At 63.8% G+C, this 16,369-nt stretch carries 15 protein-coding genes; 7 read left to right on the forward strand and 8 right to left on the reverse strand.

Going from position 1 to position 16,369, the window contains the following annotated elements:
* Positions 1-7 precede the first annotated feature (7 nt).
* Positions 8-973 (reverse strand): AraC family transcriptional regulator, encoded by a 966-nt coding sequence (locus LJF27_RS07430; protein WP_031643100.1) that lies wholly within the window; start codon positions 971-973, stop codon positions 8-10.
* A gap of 91 nt (positions 974-1,064) precedes the next feature.
* On the opposite strand from LJF27_RS07430, the gene LJF27_RS07435 reads away from it, so the two are divergent.
* A complete protein-coding gene (locus LJF27_RS07435) occupies positions 1,065-1,898 on the forward strand; it encodes an oxidoreductase (RefSeq protein ID WP_016561707.1) in 834 nt (277 codons plus the stop codon).
* A gap of 89 nt (positions 1,899-1,987) precedes the next feature.
* Here the strand turns inward: LJF27_RS07435 and LJF27_RS07440 are convergent, their stop codons facing one another.
* Together LJF27_RS07440 and LJF27_RS07445 are read right to left on the reverse strand one after the other, a co-directional pair.
* On the reverse strand, positions 1,988-2,350 hold the full coding sequence (locus LJF27_RS07440; protein ID WP_003082890.1) for a hypothetical protein: 363 nt from the start codon (positions 2,348-2,350) through the stop codon (positions 1,988-1,990).
* Complete coding sequence (locus LJF27_RS07445; protein WP_003082889.1) at positions 2,347-2,964, reverse strand: suppressor of fused domain protein; 618 nt, start codon at positions 2,962-2,964, stop codon at positions 2,347-2,349. The genes LJF27_RS07440 and LJF27_RS07445 overlap by 4 nt, the downstream gene beginning before the upstream one ends.
* Before the next feature lie 308 nt (positions 2,965-3,272).
* On the opposite strand from LJF27_RS07445, the gene LJF27_RS07450 reads away from it, so the two are divergent.
* Positions 3,273-3,926: a hypothetical protein gene (locus tag LJF27_RS07450; RefSeq protein ID WP_016561706.1), complete on the forward strand. Its 654-nt coding sequence runs from the start codon at positions 3,273-3,275 to the stop codon at positions 3,924-3,926.
* A 113-nt stretch (positions 3,927-4,039) separates the two neighbouring features.
* On the opposite strand, the gene LJF27_RS07455 is transcribed toward LJF27_RS07450, so the two are convergent.
* On the reverse strand, positions 4,040-4,573 hold the full coding sequence (locus LJF27_RS07455; protein WP_003082887.1) for a GNAT family N-acetyltransferase: 534 nt from the start codon (positions 4,571-4,573) through the stop codon (positions 4,040-4,042).
* Between the two features lie 135 nt (positions 4,574-4,708).
* Here LJF27_RS07455 and aceK point away from each other — a divergent pair, with 135 nt between their 5' ends.
* Positions 4,709-6,442, forward strand: a complete 1,734-nt coding sequence (gene aceK, locus LJF27_RS07460; protein ID WP_017002029.1) for a bifunctional isocitrate dehydrogenase kinase/phosphatase — start codon at positions 4,709-4,711, stop codon at positions 6,440-6,442.
* Between the two features lie 34 nt (positions 6,443-6,476).
* On the opposite strand, the gene pdxB is transcribed toward aceK, so the two are convergent.
* Together pdxB and LJF27_RS07470 are read right to left on the reverse strand one after the other, a co-directional pair.
* Positions 6,477-7,619, reverse strand: coding sequence for a 4-phosphoerythronate dehydrogenase PdxB (gene pdxB / locus LJF27_RS07465; RefSeq protein WP_017002030.1), 1,143 nt, complete (start codon positions 7,617-7,619; stop codon positions 6,477-6,479).
* A gap of 214 nt (positions 7,620-7,833) precedes the next feature.
* A complete protein-coding gene (locus LJF27_RS07470; protein WP_003082878.1) occupies positions 7,834-8,340 on the reverse strand; it encodes a winged helix-turn-helix transcriptional regulator in 507 nt (168 codons plus the stop codon).
* A gap of 108 nt (positions 8,341-8,448) precedes the next feature.
* On the opposite strand from LJF27_RS07470, the gene fabF reads away from it, so the two are divergent.
* Entirely contained in the window at positions 8,449-9,717 is a 1,269-nt protein-coding gene (gene fabF / locus LJF27_RS07475; protein ID WP_003082877.1) for a beta-ketoacyl-ACP synthase II, read from the forward strand.
* Positions 9,718-9,961: 244 nt separating this feature from the next.
* Here the strand turns inward: fabF and LJF27_RS07480 are convergent, their stop codons facing one another.
* Positions 9,962-11,257 carry a hypothetical protein gene (locus LJF27_RS07480; RefSeq protein WP_010792044.1) on the reverse strand — a complete coding sequence of 432 codons (1,296 nt, stop codon included), beginning with the start codon at positions 11,255-11,257 and terminating at the stop codon, positions 9,962-9,964.
* 407 nt (positions 11,258-11,664) lie between these two features.
* On the opposite strand from LJF27_RS07480, the gene LJF27_RS07485 reads away from it, so the two are divergent.
* The 3 genes from LJF27_RS07485 (at position 11,665) to LJF27_RS07495 (ending at position 13,695) form a co-directional block, all read left to right on the forward strand.
* The gene (locus tag LJF27_RS07485; RefSeq protein WP_003109588.1) at positions 11,665-12,501 is read left to right on the forward strand and encodes a PhzF family phenazine biosynthesis protein; all 837 of its coding nucleotides are present in this window, start codon (positions 11,665-11,667) and stop codon (positions 12,499-12,501) included.
* Between the two features lie 166 nt (positions 12,502-12,667).
* On the forward strand, positions 12,668-12,928 hold the full coding sequence (locus tag LJF27_RS07490) for a hypothetical protein (RefSeq protein ID WP_003102002.1): 261 nt from the start codon (positions 12,668-12,670) through the stop codon (positions 12,926-12,928).
* Positions 12,925-13,695 carry a Fic/DOC family protein gene (locus LJF27_RS07495; protein ID WP_003102000.1) on the forward strand — a complete coding sequence of 257 codons (771 nt, stop codon included), beginning with the start codon at positions 12,925-12,927 and terminating at the stop codon, positions 13,693-13,695. The genes LJF27_RS07490 and LJF27_RS07495 overlap by 4 nt, the downstream gene beginning before the upstream one ends.
* A 195-nt stretch (positions 13,696-13,890) precedes the next feature.
* Here the strand turns inward: LJF27_RS07495 and LJF27_RS07500 are convergent, their stop codons facing one another.
* Positions 13,891-16,332: a TonB-dependent siderophore receptor gene (locus LJF27_RS07500; protein WP_003082867.1), complete on the reverse strand. Its 2,442-nt coding sequence runs from the start codon at positions 16,330-16,332 to the stop codon at positions 13,891-13,893.
* Between the last annotated feature and the right edge of the window lie 37 nt (positions 16,333-16,369).

The following is a 16,369-nucleotide window of genomic DNA, read 5'->3' on the forward strand; positions in this document are numbered from 1 at the left end:
GCTCGCCCTAATGCGACGACACGTACTCCGCCTCCCCCTGCGCCGGCGGCAGCGAGAACCCCGCGCGCAGGCGCCGGGCTTCTGCCAGCGGCGAGCGGCCGAACAGACGCTTGAACTCGCGGTTGAACTGCGAAGCGCTGGCGTAGCCGACCGCATGGCAGGCGGCCTGGGCGCTCATGCCCTGGCGCACCATCAGCAGACGCGCCTGATGCAGGCGTGTGCACTTCAGGTACTGCATCGGCGAGGTCTGGGTGATCGCCTTGAAGTGGCTGTGGAACGACGGCACGCTCATCCCCGCCTCGCCCGCCAGTTGCGCCAGCTCGAGCGGCTCGGCGTATTGCGCGTGGATGCGGCGCAGCGCCCGGGCAATGTTGCCGAAGCGCCCGCGCATGGCCAGTGCCGCGCGCATGGCGCCGCCCTGAGGGCCGGTGAGCACGCGGAAGTACAGCTCGCGCAGTAGTGCAGGCGCGAGGATCGCTGTCTCCAGCGGATCGCCCAGCGCCTCCAGGAAGCGCAACACCGATGCCCGCAGCGGCGCGTCCATAGAGCTGGACATCAGACTGCGCGGCGCTTCGACCTGCGCAAGCGCGCGCTGACGGTCGATCTCCACCGCCAGCCCGGCCGCCAGCGGGAAATCCAGGTGCAGGTAGATCGCCAGCAGCGGTCGCTCTGGCGTGGCATCGGTCTCCATGGTGAACGGCACCGGCACCGCCACGGCCAGGTAGTGCTGCTCGTCGTACAGGTAGATCTGCTCGCCGAAATAGCCGCGCTTTCGCCCCTGGCAAACGATGACGATCCCCGGATCGTAGAGCACCGGAGTCCGCGCCAGCGGACGATCCGAACGCAGCAGACGGACGCTGTCGAGCCCGGTGAGGTTGTAGCCCTCCCGGGGCGCCAGGTTTTCGAGCAACGCGACCATGCGCTGTCGGTCGACGGAGCGGATGGCTTCTGAATCAGGCAGTGATGCGCTCATAGAATCAGGCAATGAAACGAGAAATTCCGGTCTCTGAGATAGGGAAATTTCTGCGTATTGTGCACTCATTCCCCCGTAACGGAGTCACACCATGTCGTTTCGCAAGACCCTGTTGATCACCGGCGCCAGCAGCGGCTTCGGCCAGGCCCTGGCCCGCGAGGCCCTGAATTCCGGTCACCGCGTGGTGGGCACGGTGCGCAGCGAGGAGGCCAGGAGCGCACTGGAAGCCGTGGCGCCGGGCCAAGCCTTCGGCCGGCTGCTGGACGTCACCGACCTTGCCGCCATCGAGCCGACGGTCGCAGCCATCGAGCGCGACATCGGTCCGCTGGACGTGCTGGTGAACAGTGCCGGCTATGGTCATGAAGGCATCCTCGAGGAGTCGCCGCTGGCCGAGATGCGCCGGCAGTTCGAGGTCAACCTGTTCGGCGCGGTCGCGATGATCCAGGCCGTGCTGCCCTACATGCGTCGGCGCCGCCGCGGTCATATCCTCAACATCACTTCCATGGGCGGCTACATCACCATGCCCGGCATCGCCTACTACTGCGGCAGCAAGTTCGCCCTGGAAGGGCTTTCCGAAGCCTTGGGCAAGGAGGTAGCCAGCCTCGGCATCGCCGTCACCGCCGTGGCCCCCGGCTCCTTCCGCACCGACTGGGCGGGCCGTTCGATGGTCCGCAGCCCGCGCACCATCGCCGACTACGACGCGCTCTTCGACCCGGTCCGCCAGGCTCGCCAGGAAAAGAGCGGCAAGCAACCGGGCGACCCGCGCAAGGCCGCGCGCGCCATGCTCCAGGCCATCGAGGCGGAAAACCCGCCGGCGCACCTGCTGCTGGGCAGCGATGCACTGGGGCTGGTGCGGCAGAAGCTGAAGGCGCTGGAGGAGGAAATCGCGGCGTGGGAAGAGGTCACGCGGTCGACGGATGGATGAGGTTTGGAAAGTCGTAGACGGATAATTCCACGGCATTATCCGCCGATACCGCGCCGAACCGGCGGATAACCGCACTGCGGTTATTCACCCTACGCCATGGCCAGGTTGCTGGCCCGCTCCGACAACGGACAGCCCTTTTCCTGCAAGTACCGAATCGCCTGCCGTGCCGTGGCGGGATTCATCGTATTGCCGATGAAGGTCGTCAGCGAGTCGGTGAACTCCAGCACGATGTTCTCGGTGTAGTGCCATTTCCGGTAGTCCACCCGGGAAATGCTGGAATACGGCTTCGAGCGCGTGCGGATGACGCGGAACTCGACACGGTCCGCATGCAGGACCAGCCGCGGGGACAGGTCGCTGTGGGCCCAGCATAGCCAGGGAATGCCTTTCCAGCCGGCGAACGCGGCGACCAGGCGCACGTTCAGGCCGCTGTCCGTCGCAGGATCCTTCGTCACGCGCCCTCGCCTCCCAGATAACAGCCGCGCTGCTTGTCCACTGTCACCGGATGCGCGTTTTCCGCAAAGACCGGCATCAATCCATCGATTCCCTGTTCGCGCTTGAGCCGGTATTCCCGTTCGGAAAGCGGCACGACCCACAACAGGTCGACGGGATGGGCTGCCGCGTGGAAATCGTCGAACAGCCGCGCATCGATCTTCACCAGGGTATTCAGCAGCAGGAAATGGCGCAGGTGCCCACCCTCGAAGATCGGCATGCCGAAGTGCACCGTATGCCCGAAGCCCAGGACGAACCTGTCGTAGAACGGAAGCCCGGCCAGCCATTGGGTGGTCTGGAGGTCGTGCCGGTCCGCCTCGTCGAAATACCAGATCAGTTCGCTCGCCCAGCGCTCTCCTTCATAGGTGGGCAGGAAGTTCATGGGCTGGCGGCTCATCCCGGCGGTGATCAGCACATCGTGCGGCCTGCCCGTGTCCTCTTTGCGGTAGACGAATACGTCGATCGCCGGCACGCCAGCGCTATCGTCCCAGTATTCGTGGCCTGGAAAGACCGTGCTCGGTTCGCTGCCGAAGTGGGCATCGTATTTCGAGCGCAGGGTCTCGATGTAATCACTCATGTTCCGACTCCACCTTCATTCCTTGTCGGGCCCGGTTTCGCGACGGCCCGAAGCCGATTCTGGCCAGCGTCGATCCCAGGTTGTCTTTCAGCCAAAGCAGCCGCTTGGGGGCAGCTATTCTTTGGGGGGCGACAGGCCATCCACTTGGCCCTGCGCCCAATACTTTTTCTCTTTTTGAAGCGTCAGGCGCCTGCCTGATTGCGGTTGCACGCCTTCAGTGGACGTTCCTCGAACAGGACGCACTTCGAATATCCGGCTCGGCCAATCGAAGCTGGTCATGAAAGCCGCGAACAAGCAAGGAGCATGGTATGGCTATCACTCTCATTTTGGGTTGCAAGCAAGGTGACTTCAACGCACGGCATGATGGCTCCTGCGAAGGCATTTCCTTTTATTTCTGCATGCGCGCGCTCGACCTGGGTCCGGTGCCAGGACTTGCCGACCTGATGCAACAGCGGAATATCGGTGGGAAGGTTGAGCGAATCATGGATCTGCAGGACCAGATCTGTGGTGGTCTCATGAGTTCCGGCACCTATGAAACCGGTATCGACGGCGTGCCGATCAGCAACCCCAGCGGGGGCAACCTTCCCGGTATTCGCAATCAGGGCAAGGCGATCCAGGCGTTTCATAACCTCTACTCACAGGAGGCACAGACCCTGGGATGCAAATCGATTGGAACCTTGTCCTCCTTCTTCGAGGGAGGCTTCGTCCAGTTGCTGACGCACACCATCCAGCTGTTGATTCGCAGCCGGCGCGGCGCGGCCCTGATCGCCATGCAAAGCCCTACGCCCCACTCGGTGGCGCTTGCCTATGACGGTAGCGATCTCTATTTCTTCGATCCCAACTCCGGCGTTCACGAATTGACGAACCTCGCCTCGGCAGCTACGGAACTGGAGAACCACCTGACGACCCGCTATGCAGTCCCCTATTGCGTTCACGCCAATATGTTCAAGTTGAACCACTGAGCGGATCACGCGCACATCCTGCTATCGACGAACTTCCGAGTAAAAGGTTGGGGACGGATTCATTTGCCGGGCAAACTGGCCGCTGCTGGCCGGAGGCAGCCTCCCGGACACCCTCACTCCCCCACCCGCCCCTCGACCCTCCGCAAGCGCGCCATGCTGTACACATCCACGAAGCGCCCGTCCCGCACCGCGTAGTCGCGCATCTCCCCTTCGGTCTCGAAGCCGAACTTGCGATACAGCGCCAGCGCCGGGGCGTTGTCGGTGTAGACGGTGAGTTCGACGCGGCGCAGGTTCATCCAGTTGTCGGCGATGTCCAGCAGTTCGCCGAGCAGGCGGCTGCCGACTCCCTTGCCCTGCCAGGCGACGGCGACACCCATGCCGATGCTGCCGCTGTGGCTGCGGCGGATGCGCGGGTGCTGTTCGAGGCTGGCGCTGCCGATGACGTCCCCCTGGTGCAGGGCGACGAGGATCAGCAGGCGGTCGTCGTCCGCGCTGTCGTGCAGGCGCTTGCGGCGCTGCTCCACCGACTGGTAGGGCATCTGCAGGACCTGGCGGGCCACGGCGGGGTCGTTGTACAGGGCGGTGAGGCCTTCCACGTGGCGTTCGCTGTAGCGTTCGAGGCGGATCGTCGGCGATTCGGCGGTCATTGCGGTCATCCCTGGGCTGTCTGGCCACCCAGCATAAGCGTCTGCGCCGGGCTCGACCAGCCGGTCGGAGATCGCGCTTTCCCTGCCGCGCGGCTCTGGCTAAGCTCGACCTTCGAACAACGAAAGGACGCCAGCATGGTCCAGAGCGCCCCAGCCAGCGAAATCGCCGCCCTCATCCTGCGCGGTTTCGACGATTACCGAGAGCAGTTCCGCGAGATCACCGACGGCGCCCGTGCCCGCTTCGAGCAGGCGCAGTGGCAGGAAGCGCAGCGCGCCTCGGCGCAGCGGATCAACCTCTACGAGGAAAAGGTCGCCGAGACGGTGGCCGGGCTGCGCGCGGGGCTGGCCGACAGCGAGCTGCTGGACGTGGAGCGCTGGCCGATCATCAAGAGCGCCTACATCGCGCAGATCAACCTGCGGCTGGACGACGAGCTGGCCGAGACCTGGTTCAACTCGATCTTCTGCGGGCTGTTCAGCCACGACAACATCAGCGACGGCACGATGTTCGTGCACACCACCCGGCCCTCGCTGCGCGCCCACGCCCGCGCGCCCTACACCCGCACCTACCGGCCAGGCGGCGACCTGCGCCAGGCGCTGGAGAAGATCTTCGACGACTACCGCTTCGACGTGCCCTACGACGACCGTGAGCGCGACCTCGAACGGATCGACGCACTGCTGCACAGCAACCTGCCGGACTGGGTGTGCAAGGACCCGGACCTGGCCATCGAGCTGATCGGCTCGGTGTTCTATCGCAACAAGGGCGCCTACCTGGTGGGCCGCCTGTTCACCCCGGACGAGCAGTGGCCGCTGGTGTTCCCGCTGCTGCACCGCGAGGGCCACGGCATCCAGTTCGACACGGTGATCACCGATGAGGCGGAAGTCTCGATCATCTTCTCCTTCACCCGCTCCTACTTCATGGTCGACGTGCCGGTGCCGGCCGAGCTGGTGGCCTTCCTCAAGCGCCTGCTGCCGGGCAAGCACCTGGCCGAGCTGTACACCTCGATCGGCTTCTACAAGCAGGGCAAGAGCGAGTTCTACCGCGCCCTGATCAACCACCTGGCGACCACCGACGACCGCTTCGTCATGGCCCCCGGGGTGCGCGGCATGGTGATGAGCGTGTTCACCCTGCCCGGCTTCAACACGGTGTTCAAGATCATCAAAGACCGCTTCAACCCGTCGAAGAGCGTCGACCACGCCACGGTGATCCAGAAGTACCAGTTGGTGAAGAACCACGACCGGGTCGGACGCCTGGCCGACACCCAGCAGTTCGCCGACTTCCGCTTCCCGGTGAGCAAGTTCGAGCCGGAGTGCCTGGCAGAACTGCTGGAAGTGGCGCCGTCGACGGTGGTGATGGAAGGCGACGTGGTGCTGATCCGCCACTGCTGGACAGAGCGGCGCATGACCCCGCTGAACATCTACCTGGAGAACGCCAGCGAGGCGCAGACCCGCGAGGCGCTGAACGACTACGGGCTGGCGATCAAGCAACTGGCGGCGGCGAACATCTTCCCCGGCGACATGCTGCTGAAGAACTTCGGCGTGACCCGCCACGGCCGGGTGGTGTTCTACGACTACGACGAGATCTGCTACCTCACCGAGGTGAACTTCCGCTACATCCCCGAGCCGCGCTTCCCCGAGGACGAGATGTCGTCCGAGCCCTGGTATTCGGTGGGGCCCAACGACGTGTTCCCGGAAGAATTCCCGCGCTTCCTGTTCGTCGACCTCAACCAGCGCCGGCTATTCGCCAAGCTGCACGGCAACCTCTACGACGCCAAATACTGGCAGGGCCTGCAGGAGCAGATCCGCGAGGGCAAGGTGATCGACGTGTTTCCCTATCGGCGGCAGGAGACGCCTGAGCAGTTGCTCGGGTAGGTGCGGAGACAGGAATCGACCCAGCCGCACGCTCCTAGACCAACTGCGCCCCCAGCGCCCGCACCACCCGCTGCAACTCCGCCCGTCCACCGGTGGCGACGCGCAGGCCGGTGATCTCGCGGCGCGGCGGGTAGTGTTTGCGCAGGGCGTCGAAGGCAGCGCGGCGGGTGGCGCTGTCGCCGGTCAGGCTGCGGCGGAAGGCGGCGTCGTCGCTGCGCGGGTCGTACACCGCGCGGCACAGCGTGGCCAGCGCCCAGGCGGGGTCGCAGCCGGGGTTGAGCTGCAGGCCGGCGAGCCAGGTTTCCGGCAGCACGTCTTGCAGGCTCACGCGTTCGGCGATGCCGCGCCAGGCGCAGTAGGCCTGGTAGATCTGCGCGGTGCCGCGCAGCTTGCCTTCCAGGCTGTAGCCGGCGATGTGCGGAGTGGCGATCAGGCAGTGCGCGGCCAGTTCGGGGTCGGCCTGCGGTTCGCCTTCCCAGACGTCCAGCGCCACTTCCAGGTCGGCGCCGCCTTCGAGCAGGCGGCGCAGGGCCTGGTTGTCGACCACCGCGCCACGGCTGGCGTTGACCAGCCAGGTGCCGGGACGCAGGGCGGCCAGGCGGGGTTCATCCAGCAGGTGGCGGGTCGGGTGTTCGCCGTCGTGGTTCAGCGGAGTGTGCAGGCTGATCACGTCGGCCTCGGCCAGCAGCCGTTCCAGCGAGACGAATTCGCCGTCCGGCTCGCGCGCCCGGCGCGGCGGATCGCAGACCAGCACTTTCCAGCCCAGCCCGCGCAGCACCTCCACCAGCCGCCCGCCGACCTGCCCGGCACCGACCACCCCATAGGTGCGTTCGGCCAGGTCGGCGCCGCGCACCTCGGCCATCGCCAGCAGGCAGCCGAGCACGTAGTCCACCACCCCGCGGGCGTTGCAGCCGGGCGCGCTGGACCAGGCGATGCCGGCCTCGGCGAAGTAGTCGAGGTCGAGGTGGTCGGTGCCGATGGTGCAGGTGCCGACGAAGCGCACCGGCGAGCCGGCCAGCGCGGCGCGGCTGACCTCGGTGACCGAGCGCACCAGCAGCACGTCGACCTCGGCCAGCGCCGCGCGGTCGATGGCGCGCCCGGGCAAGCGGCGAATGGAGCCCTGGTCGGCGAAGAAGGCGTCGACCACGGGAATGTTTTCATCGGCGAGAATACGCATGCAGACCTCCGCGAACGAGGCTGCACACTCTAGCAGGCCGAGGGCTCGCGGTGTTGCCGAACGGCTCGCGAGGCGGACCTGCGAGTGCCATGCGCAAGCCTCGACGATCGCGTTTTTCCCAACCACGACCGCGAACGATGGCCAGCTACAAGGAACAGAACCGCGAACGCCTCGTCCGCCTCCTCGACCAGGCGGCGTACGCCAGGGAGCCCGTTCATCGAGCCGGCAGCTCGCTCCGCTCCGGCATGGCCGCCAGGCGCTGGCGCATTTCCTCGCTGGCGGCAGGCCCGGCCTGCACGGTGCATTGCTCCAGCGGTACCGTTCGGCCATCGGCGAGAGCCGCCAGGAACGAGCGCACCGGCCGCCCGCTTGTTCGCTCGACGAGCTGCACGCTCTGCCCTTCCTCTGCGTAGTGGCGATTGCCCCAGGCGACGAAAGCCATGAGCACGACGCGAAAATCCTCGCCCTTGGCCGTGGGCACGTACTGATAGCGCAGCGGGCGCTGGCTGTAGGGCTGGCGTTCGAGCAGGCCCGCCTCCACCAGCGCGTTCAGGCGCCGGGTGAGCATGTTCGGCGCGATATCCAGGCTGCGGGAAAATTCGTCGAAGCGGCGCAGGCCCTGTAGCGCATCGCGCATGATCAGGATGCTCCACCATTCGCCGACCCGTTCCAGGCTGCGGGCGATGGGGCATTCGGCATCGGCGAAGGTCTTGCGTTGCATGGTTCTTCCTTGGCGAGGCTCACAAAGTGCTGGTCCGCATGTTACTTTCATGATGATAGTTACGTCCACTGACTGCTATTCCAACGGAACAGAAGGACTCGGACCCTCATGAGCAAACGTATCGTCGTCACCGGCATGGGCGCGGTCAGCCCGCTGGGCTGCGGAGTCGAACCCATATGGCAACGCCTGCTGGCCGGGCAATCGGGCATCGCCACGCTCCCGGCGGAGCTGATCGGCGACCTGCCCATCAGCATCGGCGGCCAGGTCCCCGACCGTGTCCAGGACCCGCAGGCCGGCTTCGATCCCGACCTGCTGCTGGCCGCCAAGGAACAACGCAAGATGGACCGCTTCATCCTCTTCGCCCTGGCCGCCGCGCAAGAGGCCCTGGCCCAGGCCGGCTGGGCGCCGCAGAGCGCCGAGGCGCAGGAGCGCACGGCGACCGTCATCGCCTCCGGGGTGGGCGGCTTCCATGCCATCGCCGAAGCGGTGCGGACCACCGACGGCAAGGGACCGCGCCGCCTGTCGCCCTTCACCATCCCGTCCTTTCTCTGCAACATGGCGGCCGCCCATGTGTCGATCCGCCATGGCTTCAAGGGACCGCTGGGCGCCCCGGTGACCGCCTGCGCGGCGGGCGTGCAGGCCATCGGCGACGCGGCGCGGATGATCCGCGCGGGAGAGGTCGACGTGGCGCTCTGCGGCGGCGCGGAAGCGACCATCCACCGGGTCAGCCTGGCCGGCTTCGCCGCCGCGCGCGCCCTGTCCAGCGATTTCAACGACAGCCCCGAGCGCGCCTCGCGCCCCTTCGACCAGGCCCGCGACGGCTTCGTCATGGGCGAAGGCGCCGGCCTACTGGTCATCGAGGAACTGGAGCACGCCCTGGCGCGCGGCGCCAGGCCCATCGCCGAGCTGGTGGGCTACGGCACCAGCGCCGACGCCTACCACATGACCGCCGGGCCGGAAGATGGCAGCGGCGCCCGCCGGGCCATGCAGCAGGCGCTGCGCCAGGCCGGCGTGGAAGCGGCCGCGGTGCAACACCTGAATGCCCACGCCACCTCCACCCAAGTAGGCGACAAGGGCGAACTGGCCGCCATCAAGGCCGTGTTCGGCGCCGGCAGCGGGCTCGCCATCAGCGCGACCAAATCCGCCACCGGCCACCTCCTGGGCGCCGCCGGCGGCATCGAGGCTATCTTCACGGTCCTGGCACTGCGCGACCAGCTCGCCCCCGCCACGCTCAACCTGGAAACGCCCGACACCGACGCCGAGGGCCTCGACCTGGTTCGCGGCGAAGCCCGGCGCTGGCCGATGGAACACGCGCTGTCCAATGGCTTCGGCTTCGGCGGGGTGAATGCCAGCCTGTTGTTCCGGCGCTGGGTGTAGGGTGGGCGACCCCTCTGCCAGTCGTTCCTGAGCGCGCTGGCGGAGGGGAAGCCACTCATGTCGCATGCCCCAGCGCGTGTGGGTTTTCCTGGTAGCTGCGTCGCGACAGTCTGTAGGCGCGATCTGGATTCGTGGGGCGGGAAATTGCTTGTGGAGTGGGCGTTCGATGGCCGATTTCGGCCAATAGCTGCCCTTGGATATAAGTGGAAGAGGGCGCAGGCCATCTCGAGAATTTAGCGTCTCGCTAGCACTCTCCCCACTCTGACCGCTCAAGTACTCTCAACTGCCACTGCACAAGATAGTCTAACTCCTTTAATGCAACAACTCCTTCATCTTTATCTAGAATGTTAGATTCCTGATAAGGCGGCAATACTAGGGCTGACTGAAAATCACTTTTCGACAACACACCAAGAAGCTTTTCAAAGTTATAACTATCAAAGTTATAGATTAAACCATCCACCAAGAAAAGCGTAAGCTTTTGCTTGCATGTTTCACGCGCTTTGGTTACAGCAAAACTCACCAGAAGCAGGCCGTACTCGCTCGTCGCCAAGCGCGCTAGAGATACCCAATACTGGCCGCCGCGACTCCGAAACAAAAGATTCATATAGGGTTCGCCATCTGGCTTACATATATCCGTCAATATCTCCTCATCGAATTCGTCATACTTTCTGTCGACGGCCTGCTCGAATTTTATATCTCCAGGCAGTAACTCTCCGCCCCCCATTTCGGCCAAGTAAAATAAAGCAGCTTTATCTATATTCAGATAGCGCATCAGGAAGTCGACATCATCCTCATGCGCTCTACGCCGTGTCTCTCGCTCTGAGCATAAGATGACTTCCAAATCCCCGGGGGGAAGCAGATAAGGTGTTTTGCCTTCCCTGCGTACAAGGCTGCCATTGCTCATCTCCAACTCCAGGGTTTTGTTGAGCGTGTCAACAGTTGAGTATTTAATTTGCACTTTGTATTTAAGGTAAGCGCCATCCTTATAAGTTCCACAAAAATTCTCGGCATATATTGAATTACTAACTGATGCAGCTGCTTCCATTAGAGAAGTCTTGCCACTACAGTTTCTGCCAAAAATCAGCGTGTTTCTCGACAGGGTAATACGAGGCGGATTAATTAGATTTTCGTACTCTGAAAATTCTATAGCATCCACCCAGCCGAGCGGAGAAGGCACGTCATCAAGTAGCTTCCTGATTCGGGCCTCTGCCAATTCTTTCCATGCGAACAATACAGTGGAGGGGAATTCATTCCCTTTTTTCTTATCAATTAAAGATGCATGAGCAGAACAGCACCAGATACCATTTTTTTCGCTACCAATGAATGCGTCCGTCTGCCCGCCCCGGCCACGTGGCCCATCCTCAGCAGCGCTGTAAATATGGCAAGCTACACCCATATTTATTGCACCATCAAATCCTAAAAATGGACCAACTGTAACATTGGTGCAGCGGGGGAAGGAGCAGCGACCATTTACCCGCTTAAAAATTTCGAGTTTTGTACTTGGAGAAAAATCAATTCTGACTTCCTTTGGTGTCGCCATCTTCATTCCTTCGCGCGAATATCTGTTCAGCCCGATTTGCAAAGCCAATTCGGGATATCATTCATGCAATAGTGGCTTTTCAAGTTATCCACAATTAAGAGTGTATTGTATAAAATCTTAAGCTCCAACATTAAAGCTCTATTTAAAGTTTAGTGCACTCCTGAAGCGATTAGTACGCAGTCAGGGGTGGGGGCAGAAGCGGATGTGCTTCAACTAACCATTTTCACCCAAAAGCGAATCTCGCCAAGCTTCCACATAGGAGAGCAAAAGTAGGGAGGCCAAGCGTCTGCTTCTGGCCGATTGCGGCCCCTGACGAGAGCCCCCAAGCCCCCCCCGAAAATCCGCACCCCGGTTTCAGACATCCGCCCCCTACCTTATCCTCCCCCGCCATAATCCCAGGAGGCCCCATGCCGGTTTCGTTACCCTTCGAGCAAGTCGATGTCTTCTCCGAACAGCCCTTCAAAGGCAACGCCGTTGCCGTGGTGATTGGTGCCGACCGCCTGAGCAGCCAGCAGATGCTGGAGTTCGCTGCCTGGACCCAGTTGAGCGAGACGACCTTCCTGCTGCGGCCGACCGTTGCCGAAGCCGACTATCGCGTGAGGATCTTCACCCCGCTGCGGGAGTTGCCCTTTGCCGGGCATCCGACGCTGGGGAGCTGCCAGGTCTGGCTGAACCAGGGGGGCGGCAATGCTGCTGACGAGATCGTCCAGGAGTGTCTGGCGGGCCTGATCCGCATCCGCCGCAAGGGCGCCTTGCTGTCGTTCGCGGCGCCTCCCCTGCTTCGTGGCGGAGCGGTCGAAGACGAGGTGTTGCGACGGATCGAGAGCGGGCTTGGCCTGTCCCCGGGGCAGGTACTCGGCAGCCAATGGGTGGACAACGGACCCGGCTGGGTCGCCGTTCGGCTGGCCACGCGTGACGAGGTCCTGGCCATCCGCCCGGACTACGCGAAGCTCGACGGGCTCAACGTGGGCGTGGTCGCGCCTTGGCAAGGTCCCCAGGCGGAGGCGGATGTGGAAGTGCGCGCCTTCATGGGCGAGGAACTCAATGAAGACCCCGTTACCGGCAGCCTCAACGCGAGCCTGGCGCAATGGCTGATCGGCACGGGAGTCATGCCCGGGCGCTACACGGCGAGCCAGGGCACGGCCTTGGGTCGCCGGGGGCGGATAAGCGTCGAGCAGATCGGCGGCGATATCTGGATCGGCGGCGAGGTGCAGCCGGGCATGTCAGGGCAGGTCGTGTTCTGAGCCCATTCGTCGCAGGCAAAACCGGTCGTGAGCGGACACTCGATGCAGGGCTGGAGGATGCGTGCCGCGACACTGACGTGCTGGGGCAGCCGAGTTCGTGCTGTCGAGCGGTCCCGCGTATGTATGGCTTTGATGCTAAAGTTGCGGAATGGAAAGGGGTTTACCGATGAAAAAGAGCAAAGGCTTAGTCGCAACCGAAATTCAGAGACTTGCCCAGGCCAATGGCGTTAGCGCGGAGCGCGATGGTCTGAGCCGGATGGCGCTCACCATCACGTGCCTGGCCGGCGACTCGGTATCTCTCGATAGCGTTGAGCAGATGCTGATCAACCTCAAGCGCAAAGGCGCACTAAGCAAGTCCCAGGCGTTCGATCTCCAGCGCCGCTACGTCATCGAGAAGCGCAAGGCGAAAGAGATACCTGGTGGATGAGTTTCGATCCCTTTGGTGACTTCGAAACGACTGGCTACCTGCGCAACAGCTTGGGTCTGAAAGATCCGGCGGAAGTGAAGGAAAACGAACACTTCTCCTTCGAAATGGGGCTCGATGAAGCCCTTTCCTATCTCGAACGCACAAAGAACCTGAACTACCAGGCCCTTTTGCAGGTACACAGGTTGTTGTTCGAGAAATTCTACCCCTGGGCCGGGCGTGACCGTCTCGAGCTGGTCCCTCATCTTTCTGTCTGGAAAGGTCCCAAGGGCGCTCCCAGACGTACCTTCTTCGAAAGTCCCGCGATGATCGAACGCGCGGTGGACTATGCCCTGAGCCTGGCGAGCAAGAAGCAGGGATTCATGCAGAAGCCCGGTGAGGTCATGGGACTTCTTTGCTTTGCGCATCCCTTTCTAGACGGCAACGGACGCTCGATTCTGCTGTTCTACATGGAGCTCAGTTATCGAGCCGGCTTTGCCATCGACTGGGCCAGCACACGCAAGGACGACTATCTCCAGGCCCTGGACGATGAGATTCACAATCCTGGCAAGGGTCACCTGGACCGCTACCTTGTCCCATTCGTTGTGCCTATCCACAGCCGTGATCAGTGGCCTGAGATCATCGGGCAAATCAACGGACTCGATGGTATGGATGGTGAGAACATTACCTACGAAAACCTCGATGATCCCGAGGTTCAGAAAGTCTATGCGGCGTATCACGCCGAGCATCCCTACCCAGCCAAAGATGGCACACCCGACTCCGAACCCTAACCTCTCCAGGCCGGAGGATGTATGGGATTTCGCGCAATCCAGGCCCGGAGTGCCCAGCACACTGAGCGCAATTGGCCGGTAGCTGCCGCCCCCGCAAGAACCCGCCCCCAACCGTCCTCTCTCCGAAGGCGTGCAACCCTCGACGCCGCGGCCCAGACACCCACCGGGCCCAGGCCCGGTGGCTCCTCCCTCCCCTCACCAGTTGTGCGTATAGCTCGCCGTCAGCACCGTGCCCGGCGCCGGCAGGTGGCTGGTGTTGTTGTTGTTGCGCAGCAACTGGCTGTAGAGCGGGTAGTAGTCGCGGTTGAACAGGTTCTGGATGCCCAGGCTCAACTGGTCGTCGGGGGTGATGCGGTACTGGCTGACCAGGTCGACCGTGGTGTAGGTGCTGACCTGGCGCCGGCCGAAGCTTTCCACGCCGTCGAGACGGTAGTCCTTGGAGTCGAAGAAGGTGGCCTGCAGGCGGTTGTTCCAGTCGGCATCCGGCTTGTATTGCAGGTAGGCGGTCAGCTTCAGCGGCGGCACGCGGTAGCCGGTCATGTCCTGCCAGTCCTTGCCGTCCGGCTTCTCGCGTCCGCGCATCCAGGTGGCGCTGCCGCCCGCGCCCCAGACTTCGTCGTCGCTGAGCCAGTCGGCGCTGGCCTCGACGCCGTAGATGCGCTCCTTGGTGCGGGTGAGGATCAGGCCGTTGTTGAAGCTCTGCACGTCGCCCAGCTTGGAGGTGGTGTAGAACAGCGCCAGGCTGCCCAGGGTGTTGCCGCCGATGGCGCCACGCCAGCCGAGTTCGTAGTTGTTGGTCTTCACCGGTTCGAGGTTCGAGGAGCCGATATCGAAGCCACGGCGGGCGTTGCGCAGCTGGATGCCGACATCGGGCAGCTGGAAGCCCTGGCTGAAGGAGGCATAGATTTCCTGGCCAGCCACCGGCGAATAGACGATGCCGAGGTTCGACAGCACCGCGTCGTAGTCGAGGTCGCCGCCCTTGACGGTCACCGGCGAGGCGGCCTTGGACTCGGAGAGCGGGACGAAGTCGTCGAATTCGGCGGTGGAGTATTCGTAGCGCAGGCCGCCGTCGATCGACCAGTGTTCGTCGAAGCGATGCTGCAACTGGGCGAACGCGCCGGCGCTGCGGGTGCGTAGCGGCGGCATGTAGGTGAGCTTGCCGATCTTGTCGAAGACCAGCCCGCCGCTGGCGTCGTAGGCCGCCGGGTCGAACACGTCGAGCGGCATGTCGCTGCGTTCCTGGTTGTAGTCGCCGCCCCAGACCAGTTCGGTATTGCCGCTTTCGCCCAGCGGCGTGCGCAGGGTCAGGCGGCTGCCGAACACTTCGCTGTTCTGCATGATCTGGTCGACATTGCCGCCGCGGGTGGAGACGGCGCGGGCGTCGAACGGAGTGAAGCGGGTGAAATAGTCGCGGTAGTAGAGCTGCGCGGAGAGCCGGCTGCCGAGGATGTCGAGGTTCTCGTACTCGAGGTTCGCCAGGGTGTTGCGGATGCGGTTCTGCTCGTCCAGCTCCAGGCCTTTGATCGCGTTGGCCGGGACCGAGCCCGGCGGCAGCCTGGCGACCCTCGGGTCGGTGGCGTAGTCGGTGTCCTGGCGGGCGTCGTAGTGGCTGAGGGCGAGCTGCACGCGCTGGTTCTCGTCGATGCGCAGGCCGAGCTTGCCGCCGATGTTGTAGACGTTCGAGTCGAACAGGTCGCCCTGGCTGGGTTCCGGGGCGATGCGGTCGCCATGGGCGTCGTAGGAAGCGCCGACGTGACGGGTGCCGAAGTCGAACGAATAGTCGAGCGCCCCCAGGGAGCCGGCGAAGTATTGCTGGAACTGGCCGCCGAGGCCATCGCTGCCCAGCCGGGTCAGCGGCGAGGTGGCGCTGAGGCGGGTTTCCGCGCGGTTCTCGCCGCCGGCCGGACGGGTGGTGATGGAGATGATCCCGCCGGTGGCGCCGCTGCCGTAGATGGCGCTGCTGCCACGGATCACCTCGATCCGCTCGATCAGCGCCGGGTCGATGTTGGCCAGGTTGCGCGAGGAGTCGCGGTTGGTGTTCAGCGGCACGCCGTCGACCATCACCAGCATGCTGCGCCCGCGCAGGGTCTGGCCGTATTCGGTGATGGTGCGGCTGGAATCGGACATCCCCGGCACCGCCTTGGCCAGCACGGTGGCCAGGCTGTCGGAGCCCTGGCGCAGCTCCTCCAGTTGGGCATGCTCGATGACGGTGGACTGGCGCGTGGCGGAGACCAGGTCGCTGCTGGTGCGCGAGGCGGTGATTTCCATCTGCTCCATGTCCAGCGGTTCGCTGCGGGCTTGCGTAGCGGGCACGGCGGCTTCGCTGGCCGGAACGACGATGAAGGTATGTTCGTCCCTGGCCTGCGCCTTCAGGCCGCTATCCCTGAGCAACTGGCGCAATGCTTCTTCGGGGGTGAAACGCCCCTTCAGCGCGGGCGCCTGGCGGCCGGCGCCGAGATCGCCGGCGAAAAGGATCTGTACCGAGGATTGTTGCGCGAGGGCGTTGATCGCCTGGCCGAGCGGCGCGGCGGGCAGATCCACGTCGAGCTTTTCCTGGCCCTGGGCCGACACCGCCAGGAGCAGGCTGCTGGCGAGCAATGAAGGACGCAGGTGGCGACTGCGGAGGGAAAAATGCACGTCTCGATTTCCTATGCAGGTTGGCTTTTCCTGGATA

The organism is Pseudomonas sp. 203-8, assembly GCF_020708595.1.
Classification (GTDB): domain Bacteria; phylum Pseudomonadota; class Gammaproteobacteria; order Pseudomonadales; family Pseudomonadaceae; genus Pseudomonas; species Pseudomonas aeruginosa.